The sequence below is a fragment of the Klebsiella quasivariicola genome, assembly GCF_002269255.1.
GTDB classification, from domain to species: domain Bacteria; phylum Pseudomonadota; class Gammaproteobacteria; order Enterobacterales; family Enterobacteriaceae; genus Klebsiella; species Klebsiella quasivariicola.
In genome coordinates, this window is sequence record NZ_CP022823.1 from 2,661,226 (window position 1) to 2,680,597 (window position 19,372).

Sequence of the window (19,372 nt, forward strand, 5' to 3'; positions counted from 1 at the left end):
CGTCAAAACTCGCTGACGATAACCCGGTAAGAAGGGATTGCGTGAAGGGTCTTCGCTCAAGCCGTAGTTATCGCAGCACGATACCGATAACGCTTGAGCTGGCGCAATTGCCTAAGGCATGTGAAACAATAAACATTTCACAATACAGCATGGGGGTCCTCCTTTTTTCGTCAGTAAGTGGATGGGTGATGGCAGTGTAGTGGGGAAAGGCAAGCGGCGCCAGTGACAAAACTGGCAGGGGCGCGCGCGCGGCGCCCCCTCAGAGTTTAGCGTACAAAGGGAAACCAATACGCTTTTGCCAGTACCGCTTCAGTCAGTGTATTAGCGTCAGTTATTTTTTGGCACTGGGCTTCGAGGACATCAGGTTTACCCTTCGGGAACCAGCGTTGAGAAATGTAAAGCGTCAGGAAAACAGTTTCACGTGTTTGCTCACAGTGATAGGCATTTTTAATGTTATCAATTCTTCGGAATCCATATGGGTCTCTGTATTCTATGTAAGTTTCATAGTGGGATCTGGATTCAAAATAATTATCTGGATCCATGCTTGCCCAGACAATACTGAGATAATGCTTATCATGAAGGAAGTAACGATAACGGGTTGTCTCTCCACCGGGAATAACGCCGGGGAACAATCCCAAAAAGATGAAAATCAGCAAAGAAAGCATAACGGGAATAACCGGATGACGCAGTTTACGATGCGTTGATTTTCTCGTTGATAACAGCCAAATCAACGGTATAACGAGTGAGCAGAGAATAGCGACAAACGGTTTATAGAAGGTGTACAGACTATGTTCGATAAGATCACCAGCAACGGCATCATATGAACTGATTTCAAAGGGGGAATGCAGTGTTTCACCACTCAGTGAACATAAGCCATAGACTAACCCTGTTATTCCTGTCAGTGCTAAATATAAAATGATCATCCTATTCGTCATATTTTTTGTCGCAACCTGGTGGGGCATATTAACGTTCCTTGTTTGTCTCAGTAGTGAGAATCATTGAAAGTATCATCAGTGATTTATTTAAAAAATAATGGGAAACCAGCGGGCGTGATCGCGGGTATATTCCGTCAGCGCCTGGGGATCCTTTATCGCCTGGCAGGGGGCCTCAAGAATATTCGCATACGCATCCGGATACCAACTCTCCTCGGTCGTTAAGGTAAAAAAGCGAGACTCCCGGTGGGTTTCACAGGTATAGGCGTTTTTAATATTGTCAGCTTTGCGATATCCCTTTGGATCGCGATATTCGATATACACGTTGTACTCAGAACGGGTATCCCGCCATGCGCCTGGCTCCGGTTTCTGCCAGCGTATCGTCTGGTAGTAGCGCTCCCGCTCGCCGTAGCGATAGACAGGGGTCTCCCCGCCGGGTATCACGTCGGGTCTCAGGAAGAAAAACACCAGTCCCGCCAGCAGGAGTAACACCGGTGAGAGAATGTGGGTCAGCAGCCGCGGCGCCCGACGGTTAACCAGCAGCAGCCACAGTAGCGGCGGGATCGTGCTGACGATAAAAGCAAAGAGGATTTTTGCCGGCGTATAGAGTTCATGCACCGAAACCTCGCCGGCTTTCGCCGCGTAAAACGCCTGCTTATCGCCGAAATACCAGTACTCACCGTGAAAGGCGCTGATGGCGCTCACCAACAGCAGTCCGCTAAACAGCCCCAGCCAGAGGCGTAATATCGGTTGCAGAACCCTTTTTTGCTGGCTCATTTACGGTGCCTCCACAGGGACGGTGGCGATCGGGCGGGCAATCATAATTGCCGTTTCACTGAGCGCGTTCAGATCGCTTACCTGAGTACACTGGCGGGCCATGACCTGCGGATCGCCGTTTGGAAACCAGCCCTCATTGAATGACAGGGTGTAAAACTGGCTATGCCGCTGCACTTCACAGCGCCAGGCGCGACGAAGATTGTTTCTGTCGATCGGCCAGCGGGGATCTTTCGCTTCAACAAAAACTTCATATTTAGAGGGTTGAGTAACCTGTCGATCTGAATTCGTTTTACTCCAGAAAATGGCAGTGTAATAAACGTTGTGTTTACCGTACTGAATACTGGCATCCCGCCCGGGGGTAACCTCCGGATGGAGGAAAATAAATATCCCGGCGGCAATCAGTACCATCAGTGGTAATACAGGATGCTGTATCGGCCGCCAGGGGATTTTACGTACCGCCAGCAGCCAGACCAAAGTCATGAATAATACGTAGAGCAGGGCGAAGAAAAATTTACTCGGCGTGTAGATGACGACATCCACCAGTTCGCCGGTGGCGGGCTGATACTGCTCAGCGCGCGGGGTGAGCATCCACATATCGCCGCTGAAGAGGCACATTCCAGTGATGATGGCGATACCGCCGATGAGAAACAAGACAATGCGGATCGGAATCGCATTCGCTTTATTCGCGCCAGAGGTTAATTTTTGCATTTCACATTCCGTTGTGAAGAGATGAGAGGCAACTATTTTGCACAGCAAGGAGCGCGGGGCAAACGCTATCTGTTTACTATTTTTACGGTGAATTAATACTGGCGAAAAGGACGTTTCTGAGGCGGGAGATATTATTCGGACGTTATTAATAACCGGGCCGATATCTCGGCCCGGTGAGAGCGCTTAAATCGAGGTGCGACGATAATTCCGGTATTCCGGCAGCCAGAAATTATCGCTGATGGCCTGCAACAGTGCTTCGGCGGAGGTTTTCACCGCCACGCCTTGCTCCTGCGCCACCTTGCCAACCGCGAAGGCAATCGCCCGTGAGACGGTCTGGATATCCTTCAGCTCCGGCAACACCGGACCTTCACCGTTGTTCACCAGCGGCGAGTGTTTCGCCAGGGTTTCGCTGGCGGCCATCAACATCTCGTCGGTGACCCGCGACGCGCCGGAGGCAATTACCCCCAGACCAATCCCCGGGAAGATATAGGAGTTATTGCATTGCGCGATGGGATACTGCTTGCCTTTCAGGGTGACCGGGGCAAACGGACTGCCGGTGGCGACCAGCGCCTCGCCGTCGGTCCAGCTCAGGATATTCTGCGGCGTGGCTTCCACCCGTGAGGTCGGGTTAGAGAGCGGCATCACAATCGGACGCGGGCAGTGCTTGTGCATCTCGCGAATAATCTCCTCCGTGAACAGCCCCGGCTGACCCGAGACGCCGATCAGGATGTTCGGCTTCACGTTACGCACCACGTCCAGCAGGGACAGTGCCTCGCTGGAGGTATCCCAGCCCTGCAGATGCTCACGCTTCTGCACCAGCTTGTTCTGGAACGGCAGCAGATTAGGCATACCGTCGGTGAGCAGACCGAAGCGGTCAACCATGAATACGCGCTGGCGGGCCTCTTCTTCGCTGAGTCCTTCGCGGACGATCTGGGCGATAATCTGCTCGGCGATACCGCAGCCAGCGGAGCCCGCGCCGAGGAAGACGATTTTTTGCTCGCTCAGCTGGCTACCGGCGCCGCGGCTGGCGGCGATCAGCGTCCCGACGGTCACCGCCGCGGTGCCCTGAATATCGTCATTAAAGGAGCAGATTTCATTGCGATAGCGGTTGAGCAGCGGCATGGCGTTCTTCTGCGCAAAGTCTTCAAACTGCAGCAGGACGTCCGGCCAGCGGGCCTTAATCGCCTGGATCACGTCGTCAACGAACTGATAGTACTCGTCGTCGGTAATGCGCGGATGGCGCCAGCCCATATACAGCGGATCGTCCAGCAGCTGCTGGTTGTTTGTCCCCACGTCCAGCACGACAGGCAGGGTGTAAGCCGGGCTGATACCGCCGCAGGTGGTGTACAGCGACAGCTTGCCGATCGGGATCCCCATCCCGCCGATCCCCTGATCGCCGAGGCCGAGAATACGCTCGCCATCGGTGACCACAATCACTTTCACGTTGTGGTTCGGGACGTTCTGCAGGATGTCGTCAAGGTTATGGCGATTCTGGTAGGAGATAAAGACGCCGCGGGCGCGACGGTAGATCTCGGAGAAACGTTCGCAGGCGGCACCCACCGTTGGGGTATAGATAACCGGCATCATCTCTTCGAGGTGGTTGCCGATCAGGCGATAGAACAGGGTTTCGTTGGTGTCCTGGATGTTACGCAGATAAATATGTTTGTCGATTTCAGTTTTGAATCCCTGATACTGGATCCAGGCGCGTTCAGCTTGCTCTTCGATAGTTTCAACCACTTCCGGCAGCAGGCCGAGCAGGTTGAAATTGCTGCGCTCTTCCATACTGAAGGCGCTGCCCTTGTTAAGCAGGGGGAATTCAAGCAGAACGGGACCCGCGTAGGGGATGTACAGGGAACGGTTTTTCTTATGGGTGAATTGCATCGCACTAACTCCTTGATCATGACCACAGTCCCGGCGCGGCGATAAGCGAAGGGCGGGTGGAAAGCAGCGGGCAGAGTATAGAGCAGAAGGCCTTCAAGCGGGTAAACAAGCAATCATTTGCCATAAAAAAACACCATCCTGGCAACAGGACGGTGTTATTTATCATCATTCAGACTGAAAATTAACCACCGCGGCGTTTGCGGCCGGTAGCATGGATGTGGTTGAGGGTGGTTTCTTCATCGCCTTCCAGCACCACTTTTTTCTGCCGGGAAAGCTTGTAGTTCAGACCGAGAAGATGACGTGCCTGATGGTTCGATTTCATTCTGACTCCTTTATCCTGTTCTGGTTTCAAGGGCAAACCCGGTGTGACCGGATGAAATGTAACCCAAAGTCGGCCGCACGTTTTGTGTGCGACCTCTGGTAGGGTGGTCCATTTTCGCGGCAATAGCAACCTTAGTGCGGCAGATTAAGAACAGTCTCCTCTCGCCACGGCAGGATCACCACTTCATTTCGCCGGTATTCACTTTGGCGCTTAACTCCAGCGAGCTGCTCTCCGCCAGCCCCGGCCACTGCGTCTCCATCGCCTTGATCACGCCGGCAGAATCCGGATGCGTCTTCAGCGCCTGCTCAAACTGCTGGAGATAGGTTTTTGTAAAGCGCACTGCGCTGTCTCCCTCCGGCGGCGTGCCGAGATAATGGCCCGGGATCACCCGCTGCGGGTGCAGGGCGATCATCTGGTCCAGCGTGTTGCGCCATTTTTGACGACTGGCCGGTGTCTGGGTGTCGGCGGTCCAGAGATGCATGCCCCACGCCACGCCGGTGCCGCCGAGGATCGTTTTGTTCGCCCGGATCCAGACGAACGCCGCGTAGTCATGCGGTTGCATTATCGTCACTTTCTCACCGTCGATGGTAAAGCTGTTGGCCTTCAGCGCCTGCGGGACGTAGACCTGCGTCGGCGCGCCATCTTTCATCTGCGGGCCCCAGTACGCCAGCTTGGCCGCTTTCGTCGCTTCGATATGCTTGACCACCTCCGCGGTGGCGACCACTTCCGCCTGCGGGAAGGCTTTCACCAGTGGCTCAAGACCAAAATAGAAATCAGGATCGCCGGAGGTGATCACAATCCGCGTGAGCGGCTTGCCGTTTTTCTTGATCATTTCCACCAGCTTTTCGCCGTCTTTCACACTAAATTGCGCGTCAAACAGCACCGCTTCATGGGGGCCGGAAACGAGGGTCGAGTTAACGGCAAAAAGGCCTTTTTCTTGCGGGTTATAGGTTTGCAGCGTTAGTGGCGCTGCAAAGACCGCGCTACTGAACAGGGCGGTGGCCATAGCAAGGGCAGATAATTTCATGATTCGTTCTCATTAACAGGTGAATGCGTTTCATTGTACGGATTTCGTTATTTGATAGAATTCCTGAAATAAGAGATGCTGAGTTTCATAAATCGTGCAGATGAAGGGGCCATAATGGACAGGGTGATTGCGGCGCAGGTGTACCTGCGCATCTGCGAGCTGGGGAGCCTCAGCGCGGCGGCGCGGGCGCTGGGGATGTCGCGCCCGATGGTGAGCCGCTATCTGGAGCAGATGGAAAGCTGGGCCGGCGCCCGGCTGATCCATCGTTCAACCCGCCGGCTCACGCTGACCCCGGCGGGAGAAAAGGTGTTGCTTAAGACCCGTGGTCTGACGCGGATTGCCGATGAGATCGCTGGCGAGCGCCAGCGGGCCGACCCCAGCGGCACGCTGCGCGTGGCCTGCGCGCACTTCACGGCAATGCAGTTGATCTCTCCGCTGCTGCCGGACTTCCTTGCCCGTTACCCGCTGCTGCGCCTGGAGCTGGATATCAATAACCATCCGGTCAGCCTGATCGGCGAACGCATCGATGTGGCCATTCGCATTACCGACAACCCGGAGGCCGGGGCGATCGCCCGCCGCCTCGGGCTGTGTCGTTCACTCCTCTGTGCTGCACCGCGCTGGCTTCGCCAGCATGGCCCACTGACGACGCTTGACGATCTGCAACACCATAACTGCCTGTTATACAGCCATTTTGCCGGCCAGCGCTGGCAGTTCAGCGATGCGCAGGGGCAGGAGGCCTCGGTGGCGGTTAAGGGTAATCTGAGCGCGGGGATCTCTTCTTTGCTGCTGGAGGCGGCGGTGGCCGGGTGCGGCATTGCGATGCTCCCCGAACTGGAAGCGCGAAGCGCAATCGCCAGCGGGGCGCTGGAGGTGGTGCTTCCTGACTGGACGCCGAAGGCGCTGAGCGTCTACGGCATCTACCTTTCCCGTGACTACCAACCCGACGGACTCCCGCTGTTTCTGGATGCGCTACAGCGGCGTCTGGGGGAGGCCGCCGCCGGGGCCTGAGTGCACTTCAGCCGCGCCGGTGGATGAGCTGCCAGGGTGCCTTACTCATTGCCCCATTGATTAAGGAAGTTGGCAATATCGTCAATACGGCGTTCATCAATGGCCGCTTCGCGGGCCATCTCCTGCTGCGCCTCTTCTTCGATCTCTTCGTTATTCATCAGTCGCTCAATCAGCAGCTGAAAATAGCGTGCCAGCGCATCGCGTTCCGTCTCCTTAACCGGCGAAGCCGCTTCGGTCTCGTATTCGTCCACGATGTCATAAAATTTCAGGGGGATCTCATTGCTCATCAGTTGTCCTCAGGTTTGGCGTCGCTCAGCGGCGGACGGACATCATAGCACGCGGCCGGTCGCCGCGGCTGCAGGAGAGAAAAAATCACCGCGCGGGGAAAGCGAAGCGAGAAGGCAAAATAGCGCCGCCTGGACAGGCGGCGCTGGGTGACGCACCGGTCTGGCGGAAGGCTTAAACTACGCCGTCCCCGCCGTCAGAGCACCAGACCTGCCCGGAGGTATATGAGCAGGCGTCGGATGCCAGCGTAACATACAGGGGGGCGATCTCTACCGGCTGCCCCGGGCGCCCCATAGGGGTGTCTTTCCCGAACTGTTTCACTTTCTCGTCCGGCTGGCCGCCGCTGGATTGCAGCACCGTCCAGTAAGGGCCGGGGGCCACGGCGTTCACGCGAATGCCTCGTTTGGCCACCTGTTTGGCCAGCGATTTGGTAAAGATCGCCAGACAAGCTTTGGTCTGAGCATAATCGAGCAGGATCGGACTGGGTTTATAGGCCTGCACCGAGGTGGTGTTGATGATCGCGCTTCCGGCCTGCAGATGAGGCAGTGCGGCGCGGGTGATCCAGAACGGCGCGTAGACGTTGGTTTTAAAGGTGGCGTCGAAATCTTCGGTGGTGAGCTCCTCGAGCGTCTCGCAGTATTGCTGGCGTCCGGCGTTATTGACCAGGATGCTCAGACCGCCCAGCTGTTCCACCGCCTCGGCGACCAGCAACTGACAGAACGACTCGGAGCGAATATCCCCCGGCAGGGCCACGGCGGTGCGGCCTTCGGCTTTGATCAGCGCGATGACTTCATCCGCATCCTCTTGCTCTTCCGGCAGATAATTGATTGCCACGTCGGCCCCTTCGCGGGCAAAGGCAATCGCCACTGCGCGGCCAATCCCGGAGTCGCCCCCGGTGATTAACGCTTTCTTACCGGCCAGTCGCCCGGTGCCGGTATAGCTGGTTTCCCCATGGTCCGGCGAAGGCTCCATCTCCGCATCCAGACCCGGTGGGGTTTGTTCTTGCTCCGGGAACTCCGGACGGGGAGCCGTCTCTTCTGGCAACATGGAGGTGGGTAATTTCTTCATTGGCGGTTTTTCATCTTGCATAGTCATCTCCTTCAGACAGAACGGGCCAGCCATAAGGATAGGCCAGCTTCACTCCCATTCAGGCCAATAGCGACAGACAGCAGGACGGTTTACGTCCTTTAAAAGCGGCGCGATTAATTCTTAACTGGCTGATCCTCGGCGTATTTCACGGTCTGGCGCTGCGTTATTATTACGAGTGGTAAATTAGGATTATTCCATCATTAATCACCGCGTGGCGCTATTTTTCCATCAGGTAGAGTTCTCGTTTTTAGCTTTTAAAGTCAGCCATATTGTCTGTGAAAATATATTTTTATTTATGCCAGGGAGTGAGCAACTACCCAAAGAGAGGTATTATTTTTGAAAGCAAATGTGTCTATCCGTGGGACAAAAAAAGAGGTTTGATGCTTTTCATTTATTTACAAAACCTTGCCTGGTAAAAAAAGCGCAGTGATAAATGACAACAACCCGAAGCGAATAAGTTAGTTACATGGTGATTATTTTTTATCGCCGCTGCGTTGTATATTTTTATTTTCCACATTGTCTTGCTTAAAGTCCGGTTTTAATTTGACCCCTGCGGGTATTCCTCTAGTGTTAGATAGCGAGGGCGATGATTTGTAACAGGGTCATTTTCCATTTACCAACCGATATTGATCAAACCCAAGGTGAAAATTATGGCAGAGCATAGAGGCGGTTCAGGTAATTTTGCAGAAGATCGTGAAAAAGCATCCGAAGCCGGGCGTAAAGGCGGACAGCACAGCGGCGGGAACTTCAAAAATGATCCTGAGCGGGCATCCGAAGCCGGGAAAAAGGGTGGTAAGAATAGTCATGGCGGCGGGCGTAAAGCCGGTGACAGTTAATGACTGAAGCCTGAGACGCCTCACAAAGGCGTCAGAACAAAAACCTGTGGGCCGCTGGTCCGCAGGTTTCTGTTTATTGGACCCTTTAATAATTAACAGGAGATGGCAAACCATAGGCATTTATCTGAGCAACAGCATAGATAAATGATTTGGCAATACGCTGATTAAGGGGCGAATATTTACATTACAGCAGGTAATAAAATGAAGTTGACGCCGGTTTTTATTAAACGCTGTCATCTTGTGGCCGCCGTGATGTGGGTAGGTCTGGCCATACCCTCGTTAATCTGGTGGAAAAACAGCGTCCTGTGGGTCATCCTTATCAGTATTTACGCAAATATTGTTGGGCACTTATCAGGATATAGCGCAGCGCGAGCTGACGAGGCGGCGGAAGAGAATGAAAATTCCGCGCCAAAATAACGTGTTTGCCCAAAGAGGCTTGTATGACTGATATTGAAAATTACCACAACTGGCTTCGCGATGCGCATGCAATGGAAAAACAAGCTGAAACGATGTTGATAGCGGTGAGTCGCAGGGTAGAAAACTATCCGCCATTACGCACCCGTCTTGAACAACATCTTTACGAAACCCGTCGGCAATTATCGGCGCTGCAGGATCTTATTGCCCGCAATCATATTTCCCGCTCCGCGTTGAAAGAGGCGATGAGCCGTGTGGCGGCGCTGGGCCAGACCATCGGCATGATGCTGCCCGGCGATGAGATCGTTAAAATCATTACCACTACCTATGTTTTTGCCCAATTCGAGGTCGCCTGCTATACCGCCTTATTAACGGCGGCTAAACGGGCAGGTGACCACCATGCCCTTCACGCCCTGGAAGCGATACTGGCGGAGGAGCGAGGTATGGCAGACTGGCTGCGTCATCATCAGTCGGCGCTGGTGGCGGAATTTCTTCATCGCGCTGAACGTCCTGGCGTAGAGGTCGGACATTAAGCAGTCGGAGATAAATTATGGTTAAACGCCACACTATCGCGCTCCCCGCCGCCGAGGGAGAGGTGCCTCTGCTGTTAACCGCCAGACAACAGGCTCTGGTTGACGCAGTCGCTAACAGACCCCTCCCGGCAACGCAGAATGAATCAGCGCCCGTTGACCCACCCTGCGAGAAAGAGGTTGGTGTGCGCAAACCGCGCTGAATCTCGGTGACTGACGGGCAGAACGCGAGGTGATAGGGATGCAACGTGAAGAGTGGTTTCACCGGGCCGTCATTTATCAGGTTGATAGTTCGCTGTTTTATGACGCCAACGGCGATGGCTACGGCGATCTCGCCGGTATTCGCCAAAAGCTCCACTACGTTCGCAGTCTTGGGGCGACGGTTCTCTGGCTGACCCCGTTTTATCTTACCCCTCTGCAGGATGATGGCTACGATATCAGCGATCATCTGCAGCCCGACCCACGATTCGGCACCATCGCCGACGTGATTGAGCTGATTGCCCGCGCCCGGGAGCTGGGGTTGCGGGTCATCGTTGAGCTGGTCATTCAGCACACCTCTGCGCAGCACCCGTGGTTTCAGGCGGCCCGGCAGGATCCTCATTCTCCCTGGCGGCCGTACTATCTGTGGGCCGATAAGCCACCGGAAAACGACGATCCCCCGATGTTTCCCGGCGTTGAGGAGAGCGTCTGGCGCTGGGATGAACAGGCCGGACAGTATTACCGGCACATGTTTTATCGTCATGAGCCCGATCTGAATCTTGCTCATCCGCCGGTGATCGCTGAAATCGAAAACATCATCACCTTCTGGCTGCAGGCGGGGGTATCAGGTTTTCGCCTTGATGCCGCATCGCATCTGGTCAAGCAGGCCGGGAAGGGCGACGAGGCGCGCGGCTACCCGCTTCTGACCCATCTCCGGCAGGTCGTTCAGCGTCACAATCCCGATGCGATACTGCTGGGGGAAGTGGATGTGGCGGTGGAGGACTACCGCCATTATTTCGGCCGCGGCGACCGGCTGCAGATGGTGCTTAATTTTTGGCTTAACAAATACCTCTACCTCAGCCTGGCGCAGCAGCGCGCCGCACCGGTGGTGAAGGCCCTGCAGGCGATGGTGTCACCCCCGGAGGGGTGCTGCTTCGTTAACTGGCTGCGTAACCATGATGAACTGGATCTCGAGGGGATTGGCGAACGCAATAAGCGCCAGGTTATCCGCACCTTTGCTCCTGATAAATCGATGTCCGTTTATCAGCGCGGGGTGCGCCGGCGGCTGGCGCCGATGCTGGATGGCGATACCCGGCGCATTGCGCTGGCCCATGCGATCCTGCTGGCGCTGCCCGGCGTGCCGGTGATGCGCTATGGCGACGAGATTGGCATGGGGGACGATCTGAGTTTACCGGAACGCTACGCGGTCAGAACACCGATGCAGTGGTCGGCTGCGCCCAACGGCGGCTTTTCCCGGGCGGCGCGGGACGACCTGCCGGTAAAACCGGTGGCCAGCGGACGGTGGCGCTACCTGCGGGTCAATGTCGAAGCGGCGCTGCGTCATCCCCGATCGCTGCTACACCGGGTGCGCAATATGGTACTGGCGCGGGCGGAATATACCGAGCCGGGCTCCCTTCCTTTCGCCATTCTCGCGGTGAAACCCGCTGCGGTGCTGGGCCTGAGCTATCGCAGCGAGTCGCGCGAGCTGCTGATGCTGGCCAACTGCAGCCCGCAGGCGCTGGAGGTCCAGCTCCCGCCGCTGGCCGAGGGCTACTGGAGCCCAATTCTGGAAGATAAGTTGTACCAGGACGCGCTGCACGGTGGGAAAGACGCGCGGCTGAAGCTGGGAGGATACGGTTACCGCTGGTTCAGCCGCAGCCTGTTTTAGCGCCGTTTCCCGGCACGACGAAACAGCGCCCGCAGGGCCATCGTCGCTACCGCCACGCCAACGCCGGCGGCCACTTTCCCCGGGAGATCGGCGCTGATCGTCACTGCTTTACGCCGCGCGCTATCGTTAAAGGGCCCGTGGCCGGGATGGTTGCCGCGCACCGGTGAAAACAAGTCGTCCTGGTGGTCAGCCGGTTTCGGCTGGCCGGTAAACTGTCCCTCCCAGGCTTTCTTCACCAGCAGCCGATCGAGCAGGCGCGGGAAGAAGACCTGCCCGAGGATCGACTGGATGGTGCTTTTCCCGACCCACAGCTCGTTGACCGGGCGCCGGACGACGCTATAGATAGCCTCGGCGGCGACTTCCGGCTGATAGACCGGCGGCACCGGTTGCATGGCCTGATCCATCTTGTTTCGCGCCCAGCCAAACTGGGCGGTGTTCATCCCCGGCAGCTGAACCATGGTTAACTGGATGTGGATCCCTTCGTGCATCAGTTCGGTACGCACGGCATCGGTAAAACCGCGGATCGCCGCTTTGGCTCCGCAGTAAGCCGATTGCAAAGGGATCGACCGCCAGGCGAGCGCCGAGCCCGCCTGAATAATCACCCCCCGATCCCGGGGCGTCATCACCTCCAGCGCCGCGCGGGTACCGTTCACGTATCCGAGGTAGGTCACCTCCGTCACCCGGCGAAACTCTTCGTCGCTCATCTGGCGAAAGGGCGCCAGCACGGTGGTCATGGCATTGTTGACCCACACATCTATCGCGCCGAGCGTGGTTTCCACCTCAGCGGCGGCGCGTTGCAGGGCGCTGGCATCGGCAACGTCGGCGCTAATTGCCAGCGTTTTTACCCCGAATCGTTCACAGCGTTGCTGTGTCTCCTGCAGACTGGTTTCGTCCCGAGCGATCAGCGCCACATGGTAGCCGGCGCGGGCAAAACGCAGCGCGGTGGCTTTGCCCGCGCCTGCCGTACCTCCGGTAATGACCATTACAGACATAGTGACCTCATTATTTTTAGCTAGCGCAATATTCACTGCACGGATCGGTTAATTATTTCTCACCGACGACATTCCAGAAGTGGGAAATATCCTGGAATGAACGCCGTGTGAATCAGACGACATATTCGGGTTACTTTGGACGGATCCTGCCTGGACCGGCGTAGGCGTTCTATAATCTGTAAGATCCCTGACAAACAGCGAGGAGGAAAAATGTTGCCAGTAGACGTTCTTAGCGTTGAAAAAGAAGAGGATGATGCCACTCGTGCCCCGGAGTCGGGCGATAAGCAACCGGAGCGCGATAAATAGCCAAACCGCTATTATTTCTGTTCAGGAATAATGGATATCTGGCCGTTACGCTCAAGAATGGCATATTTTATCGCGTGCAGCTCGTAAATCCCATGGTGCTGCCTGGCGGCCAGCAGGATATCATCGACAGATATATTAACGAGCCTGATCTTCTCGTCGATGACGGCACCATTTTCCACCACAATAACCGGAGAGCCATCGAGGAAATTTTCCGCCTGGGCAAAACGTTTCTTAATATAGCCGAATAAAATATCGATGCTGACCAGGGTGACGATGGTCAGCATCGAGCCGGTGACCGAATAATCGGTGCTGAGCATCGCCTGTTGGGTGGCTTCGCTAATAATCAGCAGCAATATCAGGTCGAAATTGGTAAGCTGCATCAGCGTTCTTCTGCCAGCAATCTTAAAAATAATCAAAAGGATAAGATAGATTGCCGCAGCTCTGAGGACCATTTCCATAGCGACTCCTACGGATAAATAAATTGAGTCCAGGTGACAGCGGGACGATCGTTTACTGCCGCCTTCAGCGTGATATTTCCCGCCGTTTTTGGGGTAATGGAAAGCCACACTGACATCGGCAAACGATGGGGCGTCTGCTGGTATACGAGATATAATTTCCCCCCGCTGCTGTACATTTTATCCGGTTGCGGACGGATATCGCCGATCTGGTAGCGGGATAATAGGGTGCTGGCGAAGCTTATCGTCGTCTCGTTTTTCTGATCGGGGTGTATCAGAATATTCAGTTCGGTCTCACTCATCAGCCTGGCATAACGCTGGTAATCGACGCTTAATTCACCAGTGGCACTATCCCGGTGCGCTTCGCTGAAATACCCGGAGGACCACAGGCCGCTTAGCGCGGTAAGGATGATGAGGCTCAGGATAATTATCCCGTAGCGCCGGAAACGATATTCGAAGCGTAGGGCTCGTTCATTCTCATCAATGCCGGGACAATGCTGTTGATTCTTAATCATTATTATTTTCCCCGCGTTTCGTTTCGGCAACAGCGTAACGATTAAGGACTTTCTTATATTAGACGATATCAGAACAATTGACTTTGTAAAAATGGCCAGCCTCAGCCAGGCTTTATTGTCATCATCAGCAAAAACATGGAGGCATGATGAAAAAATTAGCATGGGTCATGGCCGGTCTGTTCGCCGTGGGGATAGCGCAGGCGGAAGATAAGGGGGGTTTTAGCCAGGATGCCGCACCGCCGCCGCCACACAAACTGGATGATGGCTATCGCGGCGTCGAGGAGGGGCGGATCATGACCGTCGAACAGGCGAAAACCATGCACGATGGCGCGACCATCTCGCTGCGCGGTAATCTCCTCACCCGTGAAGGGGATGACCGTTACCAGTTTCGCGACAAAAGCGGCACCATCACCGTCATTGTTCCCACTGCCGCGTTTAACGAACAACATGTAGAGCCTGACGATCTGGTGAGTATCAACGGCAGTCTTGATCGCAAAATGACGCCGCCGGTGGTACGTATCGATCGCCTGCTCAAGCAGTCGCCCAAATAAGCGGAGCACGTCGATATGAGCACAACTTCTCATTCGCAAGGCGAAGAGCGTGGTAAACATCCCGCCCGGGAGGCGCCGGGCGAACAGGGCGAAGTTCCGCGTAAACGGGACGACAGCAAGGATGACAAATCCGATCCCTGGCATCCACGCGATGGCCGTTAGCGTCATCAACTCGTCATCAAAGACACAAAACGACACCAAAACGACGGGAATGCGGGTGCCGGAGGCGGTAAAAAGACGCAGCTCCGGCATCACGCACTATACTTTTGTTCGACATCATCACTGGAGGAATCATATGGCGATTCATAAGAAAGGGCTGGCCCACTGGGAAGGCGACCTGAAACATGGCAAAGGCACCGTGTCAACAGAGAGCGGGGCGCTGAACCAACAGCCCTATGGCTTTAACACCCGTTTTGAAGGGGTGAAGGGCACCAATCCCGAGGAGCTGATCGGCGCCGCGCATGCCGCCTGTTTCTCAATGGCCCTGTCGCTGATGCTCAGCGAAGAGGGGTATACCGCCACGTCCATCGACACGACGGCGGTGGTCACGCTCAATAAAACCGATGGCGGATTTGCGATTACCGATATCGCGCTGCAAAGCCAGATCGTCCTGCCGGACGTCTCACCCGCGGCGTTCGATGAGATCATCGAGAAAGCGAAGGCCGGATGCCCGGTATCGCAGGTGCTGAAAGCCAATATCACCCTCGATTACCAGCTGAATCCATAAGCTGCCGTGCCCGCGTTATGCGGGCACTCTGTCCGCAATATCTCTCCCTGCGCTGCCCAATAGTGGTATCTTTTGTCCTTTAGTGAACGTAAGGGACACCATCATGATCGGCATTCGCCGGATGATCGAGGCGCAGGTGCTCGGCCTGACGGGCATGGCGCTAAAAGAGATCGATTTTGAACAGCCCAAAGGCGAGCCGGGTCTGTTTGGTCCGCAGTCGGCCATCTGGCAGGTACATGGCGATTTTACCTCGATGCTCTGCGGCGGTATCAGTGCGCTGCTGCTGCAGATGCTGCATCCCCTGGCGCTGGCCGGGGTCTGGGATCACTCCCGTTTTCGCGAAGATATCTTTGGCCGCCTGCGCCGCACCAGCCAGTTTATTTCCGCCACCACGTTTGCCGCCACCCCCGACGCCGAACGGCTGATCGCCAAAGTGCAGGGGATCCATCAGCGGATTGGCGGGGTGGATAAGGACGGAACCCCTTATCGGGCCAGCGACCCGGCGCTGTTGACCTGGGTGCATGTCGCCGAGTGCAGCCGCTTTATGGCCTCTCACCTGCGCTACAAGCGGACGGTGGTCAGCGCCGGGCGTCAGGAGGATTACTTCCGTGAGTCGGCGGAAATCGCCCGTCGGCTGGGGGCTCAGGATATCCCTCAGACGCCGCAGGAGGTGGCGGACTATCTTGAGGCCATGCGCCCGCGGCTGCGCTGTGATGAACGCACCCGCGAGGTGGCCCAGGTGCTGCTCACCACTCGCCTGCCGGGGCGGCTGAGCCAGCCGGTCGGCCAGGTCATGATGCGTGCCGGAATTGACCTTTTGCCGCCGTGGGCGCAGGAGATGCTGGGGCTGTCGCTCACGCCGCTGCAGCGGCGCGCGACGCGTCTGATGGTCCATGGCATTGCCCGCGTGCTGCGCGCCTCGGTACGCAACGGCGCCTGGCATTGCGCCATGCGCCGGATGGACGTGGGGTGAAGATCATTGCGCATTGCCCAGCTGTTGGGCAATCAGCGCCTTCAGGCTGCCATCCGCCCGCCACTCGCTTAGCGCGTCGTTTACCGCGTTAAAACGAGCCACGTCCCCCCGGGCGACGCAGATGGCCTGCTGGATCTCGGTAAAATTATCCGCCAGTACCCGCACGCCAGCGTGCCGACGGGCTGTTGCCTCCAGCGGTTGTCGGATGCCGGCGACCATATCCCCCTCACCGGCGAGGAAGGCGTCGATGGCTTCCTGCGAGGAGGGAAGGCGATTCAGGCTGGCGTGCTGCAGATGACGGGTTAACCACAGATCGTAAGCGGCGTTTAGCCCGACGTTAATGGTGGTTGCCGGGCGATCCATGTCAGCCACCCGCTGACAGGCCGAACCGGCTCTGACCAGCGCGGTCCCCTGGATGGTGATATAGGGCGGCGTAAAACGCAGGGTCGCTTCCCGGGCCGGATCGATGGCCAGAAAGGCTATATCCCAGTGCTCGCCGCCGGCGTCAGCCACCACTTTACCGGCGGCAGGATAGGGCACAAACTCGGCGCTGACGCCCCAGCGCGTCGCCAGCCGATGGCTGAGCTCAACGGTGATGCCTGCTGGCGCTCCTGTCTCCCCGAGACGGGCCAGAACCGCGTTGCCCAGATTAATGGCAAAACGCAGCCGGGATGAGGTGATCTCTGACATCGCTGACTCCTGTAGTGGTTAAGAGAAAGTGGCCCGACCTGTGGCCTCTCTGCAAAAGATAGTTCATTACCACGCGGTTGTAGCGGTCCTGCCAGCCCTTCAGGAAAGATAAATTACCGCAGCAGCGATATCGTTAAACGGCAAGACAATGGTTTTTATATTGTTAAGCATAAACTCAGCTTGTCAGTTTATTCTTGCCGCTCATAAAGGGAGATAAATAATGACACAACATCATTTTGAAAATGATAATAAATATCATGAGCGTTCGGTGCAGGCACGAAAGAGTACCCTTGTTAGCGTGGTGGTTAATATTTTTCTTTCTGCCTTGCAGGTGGTCGTGGGAATATTCTCCGGCTCTCAGGGATTAATTGCCGACGGTATGCACTCTTTTTCCGATCTGGTCGCCGATGGCGTGGTACTGATGGCGAATAAAAAAAGCCGTCGACCGTCTGACCACGATCACCACTATGGCCACTGGCGCTACGAGAATGGCGCCTCGCTGATCCTCGGCGCGATCCTGGTACTGGTGGGGATTGGTATGCTGTGGTCCGCGGCGGACCACCTCGCCGGGCCGCAGACGATTCCGCCGGTGCACAGCGTGGCCCTGTGGATGGCGCTGGCAGCGCTGGTGGTCAAGGAGGGATTGTTTCGCTATATGCTGGCGGCCGCTACGCGGCTGAATTCGTCGCTGCTTATCGCCAACGCCTGGCATGCCCGCTCCGACGCCGCGTCATCTCTGGTGGTGGCGCTGGGGATTATCGGCAACCTGGCCGGGTTCGCCTGGTTCGATCCGCTTGCCGCGCTGGCCGTGGGCCTGCTCATCTCCCGCATGGGCTATCGTTTCGCCGCCACGGCGCTGCACGATTTAATGGACCGCGCGGTCGATGAAGAGACGCAGCGGGCGATCGCCGGCACGCTGCAGGCCACGCCGGGCGTGGCGGGCCTGCACGATTTGAAAACCCGTAAGGCGGGGGATCTGGTGCTGGTGGATGTCCATCTCGAGGTGGCCGGTGAGATGTCGGTAGCTGAAGGGCATCAGATTGCCCGGCAGGCGCGGGAGCGGGTCATGGCGCAGCATCCGGTGCTTAACGTGATGGTGCATGTCGATCCCTGCGAAGCGCCTGCGGTTGACGACAGCGGTCTGCTACACCCGGTAGCATAAGCGGAAAAATGAATTGGCTCAGCGGCAATTTTTTCTTCTGAGCCATTATTGCTGGCGCATTGATTGCCTGAAATATAAAAAAGGCCCATACTAAAAACGCCATTACCATCGCTAAATAATGGCGCAGATCTGCCCATCGCAGTTAACGATAAAATAAACCAATCGGTTCATAGATAATCTCTATTCTTTATTCCGGGATAATGACCAGAGCGGTAATTCAGGAAGTCAGACCATGATCATTCGGCCAGAACAACACTGGTTTCTTCGCTTATTTGACTGGCACGGCTCCGTGCTGTCAAAAATCACCTTTCGTCTGCTGCTTAATGTGCTGATGTCGATCATCGCCATTATCAGCTATCAGTGGTACGAACAGCTGGGGGTTCACTTAACCGTGGCGCCCTTCAGTTTGTTAGGGATCGCCATTGCGATTTTCCTCGGCTTTCGCAACAGCGCCAGCTACAGCCGCTTCGTCGAGGCGCGCAATCTGTGGGGGACGGTGTTGATCGCCGAACGCACGCTGGTACGCCAGTTGCGCAACATCCTGCCTGCCGAACACGACGCCCATCGCCACATCGTCAGCTATCTGGTGGCCTTTAGCTGGAGCCTGAAACACCAGCTGCGCAAAACCGACCCGACGGACGATCTGCGGCGGCTGCTGCCGGAGGATAAGGTGGGGGAGATCCTTGCCAGCTCGATGCCCACTAACCGGATCCTGCTGCTGGTTGGCAACGAAATAGGTCAGCTGCGGGAGGCGGGTAAGCTCAGCGACATCACCTACGGGCTGATGGACAACAAGCTCGATGAGCTGGCGCATGTGCTGGGCGGCTGTGAAAGGCTGGCCACCACTCCGGTGCCTTTCGCCTATACCCTGATCCTGCAGCGTACCGTCTACCTGTTCTGCGCGCTGCTGCCGTTCGCCCTGGTGGGCGATCTGCACTACATGACGCCGTTTGTCTCGGTCTTTATCTCTTACACCTTTTTGTCGTGGGATTCGCTGGCGGAAGAGCTGGAGGACCCGTTCGGTACGGCAGCCAATGACCTGCCGCTGAATGCGATGTGTAACACCATCGAGCGCAATCTGCTCGACATGACCGGCCAGCATCCGCTGCCGGAGACATTGCGTCCTGACCGTTACTTCAACCTGACCTGAGCCCGACGCGCCGGGCGGTTTCCGCTGCCCGGTCATCATGTTCTCATGCCCGTTTTGCCCGCCCCGGCGAGGGCGGCGATAGGCGCAGAAATTGCAAATAAGTTAAATTTAACACCTGATAGATAACATCAATTATACAGAATTGTGGCGTATGTTATTATTCAGTTAACAAACG

The 19,372-nt window shown here is 56.3% G+C and carries 25 protein-coding genes; 13 read left to right on the forward strand and 12 right to left on the reverse strand.

Translation table 11 applies throughout. The features are described from left to right. Window positions 1-266: 266 nt before the first annotated feature. The 4 genes from B8P98_RS13275 to B8P98_RS13290 form a co-directional block, all read right to left on the reverse strand. Window positions 267-962 carry an ABC transporter permease family protein gene (locus B8P98_RS13275; protein ID WP_025711553.1) on the reverse strand — a complete coding sequence of 232 codons (696 nt, stop codon included), beginning with the start codon at window positions 960-962 and terminating at the stop codon, window positions 267-269. 60 nt (window positions 963-1,022) lie between these two features. Continuing rightward, window positions 1,023-1,709, reverse strand: coding sequence for a hypothetical protein (locus tag B8P98_RS13280; RefSeq protein WP_080924093.1), 687 nt, complete (start codon window positions 1,707-1,709; stop codon window positions 1,023-1,025). Next, window positions 1,710-2,417 (reverse strand): glycosyl transferase, encoded by a 708-nt coding sequence (locus B8P98_RS13285; protein WP_080924092.1) that lies wholly within the window; start codon window positions 2,415-2,417, stop codon window positions 1,710-1,712. A 183-nt stretch (window positions 2,418-2,600) separates the two neighbouring features. Further along, on the reverse strand, window positions 2,601-4,298 hold the full coding sequence (locus B8P98_RS13290) for an NAD-dependent malic enzyme (RefSeq protein WP_025711549.1): 1,698 nt from the start codon (window positions 4,296-4,298) through the stop codon (window positions 2,601-2,603). A gap of 56 nt (window positions 4,299-4,354) precedes the next feature. Between B8P98_RS13290 and B8P98_RS30930 the strand changes: the two genes are divergently transcribed. After that, window positions 4,355-4,483: a hypothetical protein gene (locus B8P98_RS30930; RefSeq protein ID WP_042929126.1), complete on the forward strand. Its 129-nt coding sequence runs from the start codon at window positions 4,355-4,357 to the stop codon at window positions 4,481-4,483. Here the strand turns inward: B8P98_RS30930 and sra are convergent. Next, window positions 4,480-4,620 carry a stationary-phase-induced ribosome-associated protein gene (gene sra / locus B8P98_RS13295; RefSeq protein ID WP_025711548.1) on the reverse strand — a complete coding sequence of 47 codons (141 nt, stop codon included), beginning with the start codon at window positions 4,618-4,620 and terminating at the stop codon, window positions 4,480-4,482. The genes B8P98_RS30930 and sra overlap by 4 nt on opposite strands. A gap of 175 nt (window positions 4,621-4,795) precedes the next feature. Then, entirely contained in the window at window positions 4,796-5,647 is an 852-nt protein-coding gene (locus B8P98_RS13300; RefSeq protein ID WP_025711547.1) for a Vmh family MBL fold metallo-hydrolase, read from the reverse strand. Window positions 5,648-5,761: 114 nt separating this feature from the next. Here B8P98_RS13300 and B8P98_RS13305 point away from each other — a divergent pair, with 114 nt between their 5' ends. After that, window positions 5,762-6,655 (forward strand): LysR family transcriptional regulator, encoded by an 894-nt coding sequence (locus tag B8P98_RS13305; RefSeq protein WP_025711546.1) that lies wholly within the window; start codon window positions 5,762-5,764, stop codon window positions 6,653-6,655. Between the two features lie 41 nt (window positions 6,656-6,696). On the opposite strand, the gene B8P98_RS13310 is transcribed toward B8P98_RS13305, so the two are convergent. Together B8P98_RS13310 and B8P98_RS13315 are read right to left on the reverse strand one after the other, a co-directional pair. Further along, on the reverse strand, window positions 6,697-6,942 hold the full coding sequence (locus tag B8P98_RS13310) for a DUF2543 family protein (RefSeq protein WP_025711544.1): 246 nt from the start codon (window positions 6,940-6,942) through the stop codon (window positions 6,697-6,699). A 172-nt stretch (window positions 6,943-7,114) separates the two neighbouring features. Then, a complete protein-coding gene (locus B8P98_RS13315; protein ID WP_080924091.1) occupies window positions 7,115-8,029 on the reverse strand; it encodes an SDR family oxidoreductase in 915 nt (304 codons plus the stop codon). A 650-nt stretch (window positions 8,030-8,679) separates the two neighbouring features. Between B8P98_RS13315 and B8P98_RS13320 the strand changes: the two genes are divergently transcribed. The 5 genes from B8P98_RS13320 to B8P98_RS13340 all read left to right on the forward strand — a co-directional run bounded on the left by B8P98_RS13320 (window position 8,680) and on the right by B8P98_RS13340 (window position 11,676). Then, complete coding sequence (locus B8P98_RS13320) at window positions 8,680-8,865, forward strand: con-10 family general stress protein (protein WP_008804757.1); 186 nt, start codon at window positions 8,680-8,682, stop codon at window positions 8,863-8,865. A 201-nt stretch (window positions 8,866-9,066) separates the two neighbouring features. Further along, entirely contained in the window at window positions 9,067-9,282 is a 216-nt protein-coding gene (locus B8P98_RS13325; RefSeq protein WP_025711542.1) for a hypothetical protein, read from the forward strand. A gap of 23 nt (window positions 9,283-9,305) precedes the next feature. Further along, window positions 9,306-9,812 (forward strand): ferritin-like domain-containing protein, encoded by a 507-nt coding sequence (locus B8P98_RS13330; protein WP_080924090.1) that lies wholly within the window; start codon window positions 9,306-9,308, stop codon window positions 9,810-9,812. Between the two features lie 17 nt (window positions 9,813-9,829). Then, window positions 9,830-10,012 (forward strand): hypothetical protein, encoded by a 183-nt coding sequence (locus B8P98_RS30935; protein WP_051459232.1) that lies wholly within the window; start codon window positions 9,830-9,832, stop codon window positions 10,010-10,012. Window positions 10,013-10,050: 38 nt separating this feature from the next. Next, a complete protein-coding gene (locus B8P98_RS13340; protein WP_080924089.1) occupies window positions 10,051-11,676 on the forward strand; it encodes an alpha-amylase family protein in 1,626 nt (541 codons plus the stop codon). Here B8P98_RS13340 and B8P98_RS13345 read toward each other — a convergent pair. The 3 genes from B8P98_RS13345 to B8P98_RS13355 form a co-directional block, all read right to left on the reverse strand. Then, the gene (locus B8P98_RS13345; RefSeq protein WP_080897775.1) at window positions 11,673-12,668 is read right to left on the reverse strand and encodes an SDR family oxidoreductase; all 996 of its coding nucleotides are present in this window, start codon (window positions 12,666-12,668) and stop codon (window positions 11,673-11,675) included. The two genes, B8P98_RS13340 and B8P98_RS13345, sit on opposite strands and share 4 nt — an antisense overlap. Before the next feature lie 317 nt (window positions 12,669-12,985). Next, window positions 12,986-13,432, reverse strand: coding sequence for a DUF421 domain-containing protein (locus B8P98_RS13350; RefSeq protein WP_025711538.1), 447 nt, complete (start codon window positions 13,430-13,432; stop codon window positions 12,986-12,988). A gap of 8 nt (window positions 13,433-13,440) precedes the next feature. Continuing rightward, on the reverse strand, window positions 13,441-13,944 hold the full coding sequence (locus B8P98_RS13355; RefSeq protein ID WP_080897821.1) for a hypothetical protein: 504 nt from the start codon (window positions 13,942-13,944) through the stop codon (window positions 13,441-13,443). Window positions 13,945-14,090: 146 nt separating this feature from the next. Between B8P98_RS13355 and B8P98_RS13360 the strand changes: the two genes are divergently transcribed. The 4 genes from B8P98_RS13360 (at window position 14,091) to B8P98_RS13375 (ending at window position 16,195) form a co-directional block, all read left to right on the forward strand. Next, entirely contained in the window at window positions 14,091-14,495 is a 405-nt protein-coding gene (locus B8P98_RS13360) for a YdeI family stress tolerance OB fold protein (protein WP_080897776.1), read from the forward strand. A 15-nt stretch (window positions 14,496-14,510) separates the two neighbouring features. Then, a complete protein-coding gene (locus B8P98_RS30940; RefSeq protein ID WP_042929124.1) occupies window positions 14,511-14,657 on the forward strand; it encodes a hypothetical protein in 147 nt (48 codons plus the stop codon). Between the two features lie 133 nt (window positions 14,658-14,790). Then, the gene (locus B8P98_RS13370) at window positions 14,791-15,222 is read left to right on the forward strand and encodes an OsmC family protein (RefSeq protein ID WP_080924088.1); all 432 of its coding nucleotides are present in this window, start codon (window positions 14,791-14,793) and stop codon (window positions 15,220-15,222) included. 103 nt (window positions 15,223-15,325) lie between these two features. Further along, on the forward strand, window positions 15,326-16,195 hold the full coding sequence (locus tag B8P98_RS13375; protein ID WP_080897778.1) for an oxygenase MpaB family protein: 870 nt from the start codon (window positions 15,326-15,328) through the stop codon (window positions 16,193-16,195). A 3-nt stretch (window positions 16,196-16,198) separates the two neighbouring features. Here the strand turns inward: B8P98_RS13375 and B8P98_RS13380 are convergent, their stop codons facing one another. Then, window positions 16,199-16,885 carry an ABC transporter substrate-binding protein gene (locus B8P98_RS13380; protein ID WP_095033120.1) on the reverse strand — a complete coding sequence of 229 codons (687 nt, stop codon included), beginning with the start codon at window positions 16,883-16,885 and terminating at the stop codon, window positions 16,199-16,201. A gap of 220 nt (window positions 16,886-17,105) precedes the next feature. On the opposite strand from B8P98_RS13380, the gene B8P98_RS13390 reads away from it, so the two are divergent. Continuing rightward, window positions 17,106-18,047, forward strand: a complete 942-nt coding sequence (locus B8P98_RS13390) for a cation diffusion facilitator family transporter (RefSeq protein WP_080897780.1) — start codon at window positions 17,106-17,108, stop codon at window positions 18,045-18,047. A gap of 232 nt (window positions 18,048-18,279) precedes the next feature. Continuing rightward, window positions 18,280-19,197 carry a bestrophin family protein gene (locus B8P98_RS13395; RefSeq protein WP_025711530.1) on the forward strand — a complete coding sequence of 306 codons (918 nt, stop codon included), beginning with the start codon at window positions 18,280-18,282 and terminating at the stop codon, window positions 19,195-19,197. Window positions 19,198-19,372 lie beyond the last annotated feature (175 nt).

What these genes read in the sequence shown, in the direction of transcription:
- B8P98_RS13360 (WP_080897776.1), top strand. Translation starts at nt 14,091, where the DNA reads ATGAAAAAATTAGCATGGGTCATGGCCGGTCTGTTCGCCGTGGGGATA.
- sra (WP_025711548.1), bottom strand. Translation starts at nt 4,620, where the DNA reads ATGAAATCGAACCATCAGGCACGTCATCTTCTCGGTCTGAACTACAAG.
- B8P98_RS13315 (WP_080924091.1), bottom strand. Translation starts at nt 8,029, where the DNA reads ATGCAAGATGAAAAACCGCCAATGAAGAAATTACCCACCTCCATGTTG.
- B8P98_RS30940 (WP_042929124.1), top strand. Translation starts at nt 14,511, where the DNA reads ATGAGCACAACTTCTCATTCGCAAGGCGAAGAGCGTGGTAAACATCCC.
- B8P98_RS13370 (WP_080924088.1), top strand. Translation starts at nt 14,791, where the DNA reads ATGGCGATTCATAAGAAAGGGCTGGCCCACTGGGAAGGCGACCTGAAA.
- B8P98_RS13310 (WP_025711544.1), bottom strand. Translation starts at nt 6,942, where the DNA reads ATGAGCAATGAGATCCCCCTGAAATTTTATGACATCGTGGACGAATAC.
- B8P98_RS13275 (WP_025711553.1), bottom strand. Translation starts at nt 962, where the DNA reads ATGCCCCACCAGGTTGCGACAAAAAATATGACGAATAGGATGATCATT.
- B8P98_RS13375 (WP_080897778.1), top strand. Translation starts at nt 15,326, where the DNA reads ATGATCGGCATTCGCCGGATGATCGAGGCGCAGGTGCTCGGCCTGACG.
- B8P98_RS13300 (WP_025711547.1), bottom strand. Translation starts at nt 5,647, where the DNA reads ATGAAATTATCTGCCCTTGCTATGGCCACCGCCCTGTTCAGTAGCGCG.
- B8P98_RS30935 (WP_051459232.1), top strand. Translation starts at nt 9,830, where the DNA reads ATGGTTAAACGCCACACTATCGCGCTCCCCGCCGCCGAGGGAGAGGTG.
- B8P98_RS13345 (WP_080897775.1), bottom strand. Translation starts at nt 12,668, where the DNA reads ATGTCTGTAATGGTCATTACCGGAGGTACGGCAGGCGCGGGCAAAGCC.
- B8P98_RS13285 (WP_080924092.1), bottom strand. Translation starts at nt 2,417, where the DNA reads ATGCAAAAATTAACCTCTGGCGCGAATAAAGCGAATGCGATTCCGATC.
- B8P98_RS13325 (WP_025711542.1), top strand. Translation starts at nt 9,067, where the DNA reads ATGAAGTTGACGCCGGTTTTTATTAAACGCTGTCATCTTGTGGCCGCC.
- B8P98_RS13395 (WP_025711530.1), top strand. Translation starts at nt 18,280, where the DNA reads ATGATCATTCGGCCAGAACAACACTGGTTTCTTCGCTTATTTGACTGG.
- B8P98_RS13280 (WP_080924093.1), bottom strand. Translation starts at nt 1,709, where the DNA reads ATGAGCCAGCAAAAAAGGGTTCTGCAACCGATATTACGCCTCTGGCTG.
- B8P98_RS13355 (WP_080897821.1), bottom strand. Translation starts at nt 13,944, where the DNA reads ATGATTAAGAATCAACAGCATTGTCCCGGCATTGATGAGAATGAACGA.
- B8P98_RS13340 (WP_080924089.1), top strand. Translation starts at nt 10,051, where the DNA reads ATGCAACGTGAAGAGTGGTTTCACCGGGCCGTCATTTATCAGGTTGAT.
- B8P98_RS13390 (WP_080897780.1), top strand. Translation starts at nt 17,106, where the DNA reads ATGACACAACATCATTTTGAAAATGATAATAAATATCATGAGCGTTCG.
- B8P98_RS13320 (WP_008804757.1), top strand. Translation starts at nt 8,680, where the DNA reads ATGGCAGAGCATAGAGGCGGTTCAGGTAATTTTGCAGAAGATCGTGAA.
- B8P98_RS13290 (WP_025711549.1), bottom strand. Translation starts at nt 4,298, where the DNA reads ATGCAATTCACCCATAAGAAAAACCGTTCCCTGTACATCCCCTACGCG.
- B8P98_RS13380 (WP_095033120.1), bottom strand. Translation starts at nt 16,885, where the DNA reads ATGTCAGAGATCACCTCATCCCGGCTGCGTTTTGCCATTAATCTGGGC.
- B8P98_RS13305 (WP_025711546.1), top strand. Translation starts at nt 5,762, where the DNA reads ATGGACAGGGTGATTGCGGCGCAGGTGTACCTGCGCATCTGCGAGCTG.
- B8P98_RS13330 (WP_080924090.1), top strand. Translation starts at nt 9,306, where the DNA reads ATGACTGATATTGAAAATTACCACAACTGGCTTCGCGATGCGCATGCA.
- B8P98_RS13350 (WP_025711538.1), bottom strand. Translation starts at nt 13,432, where the DNA reads ATGGAAATGGTCCTCAGAGCTGCGGCAATCTATCTTATCCTTTTGATT.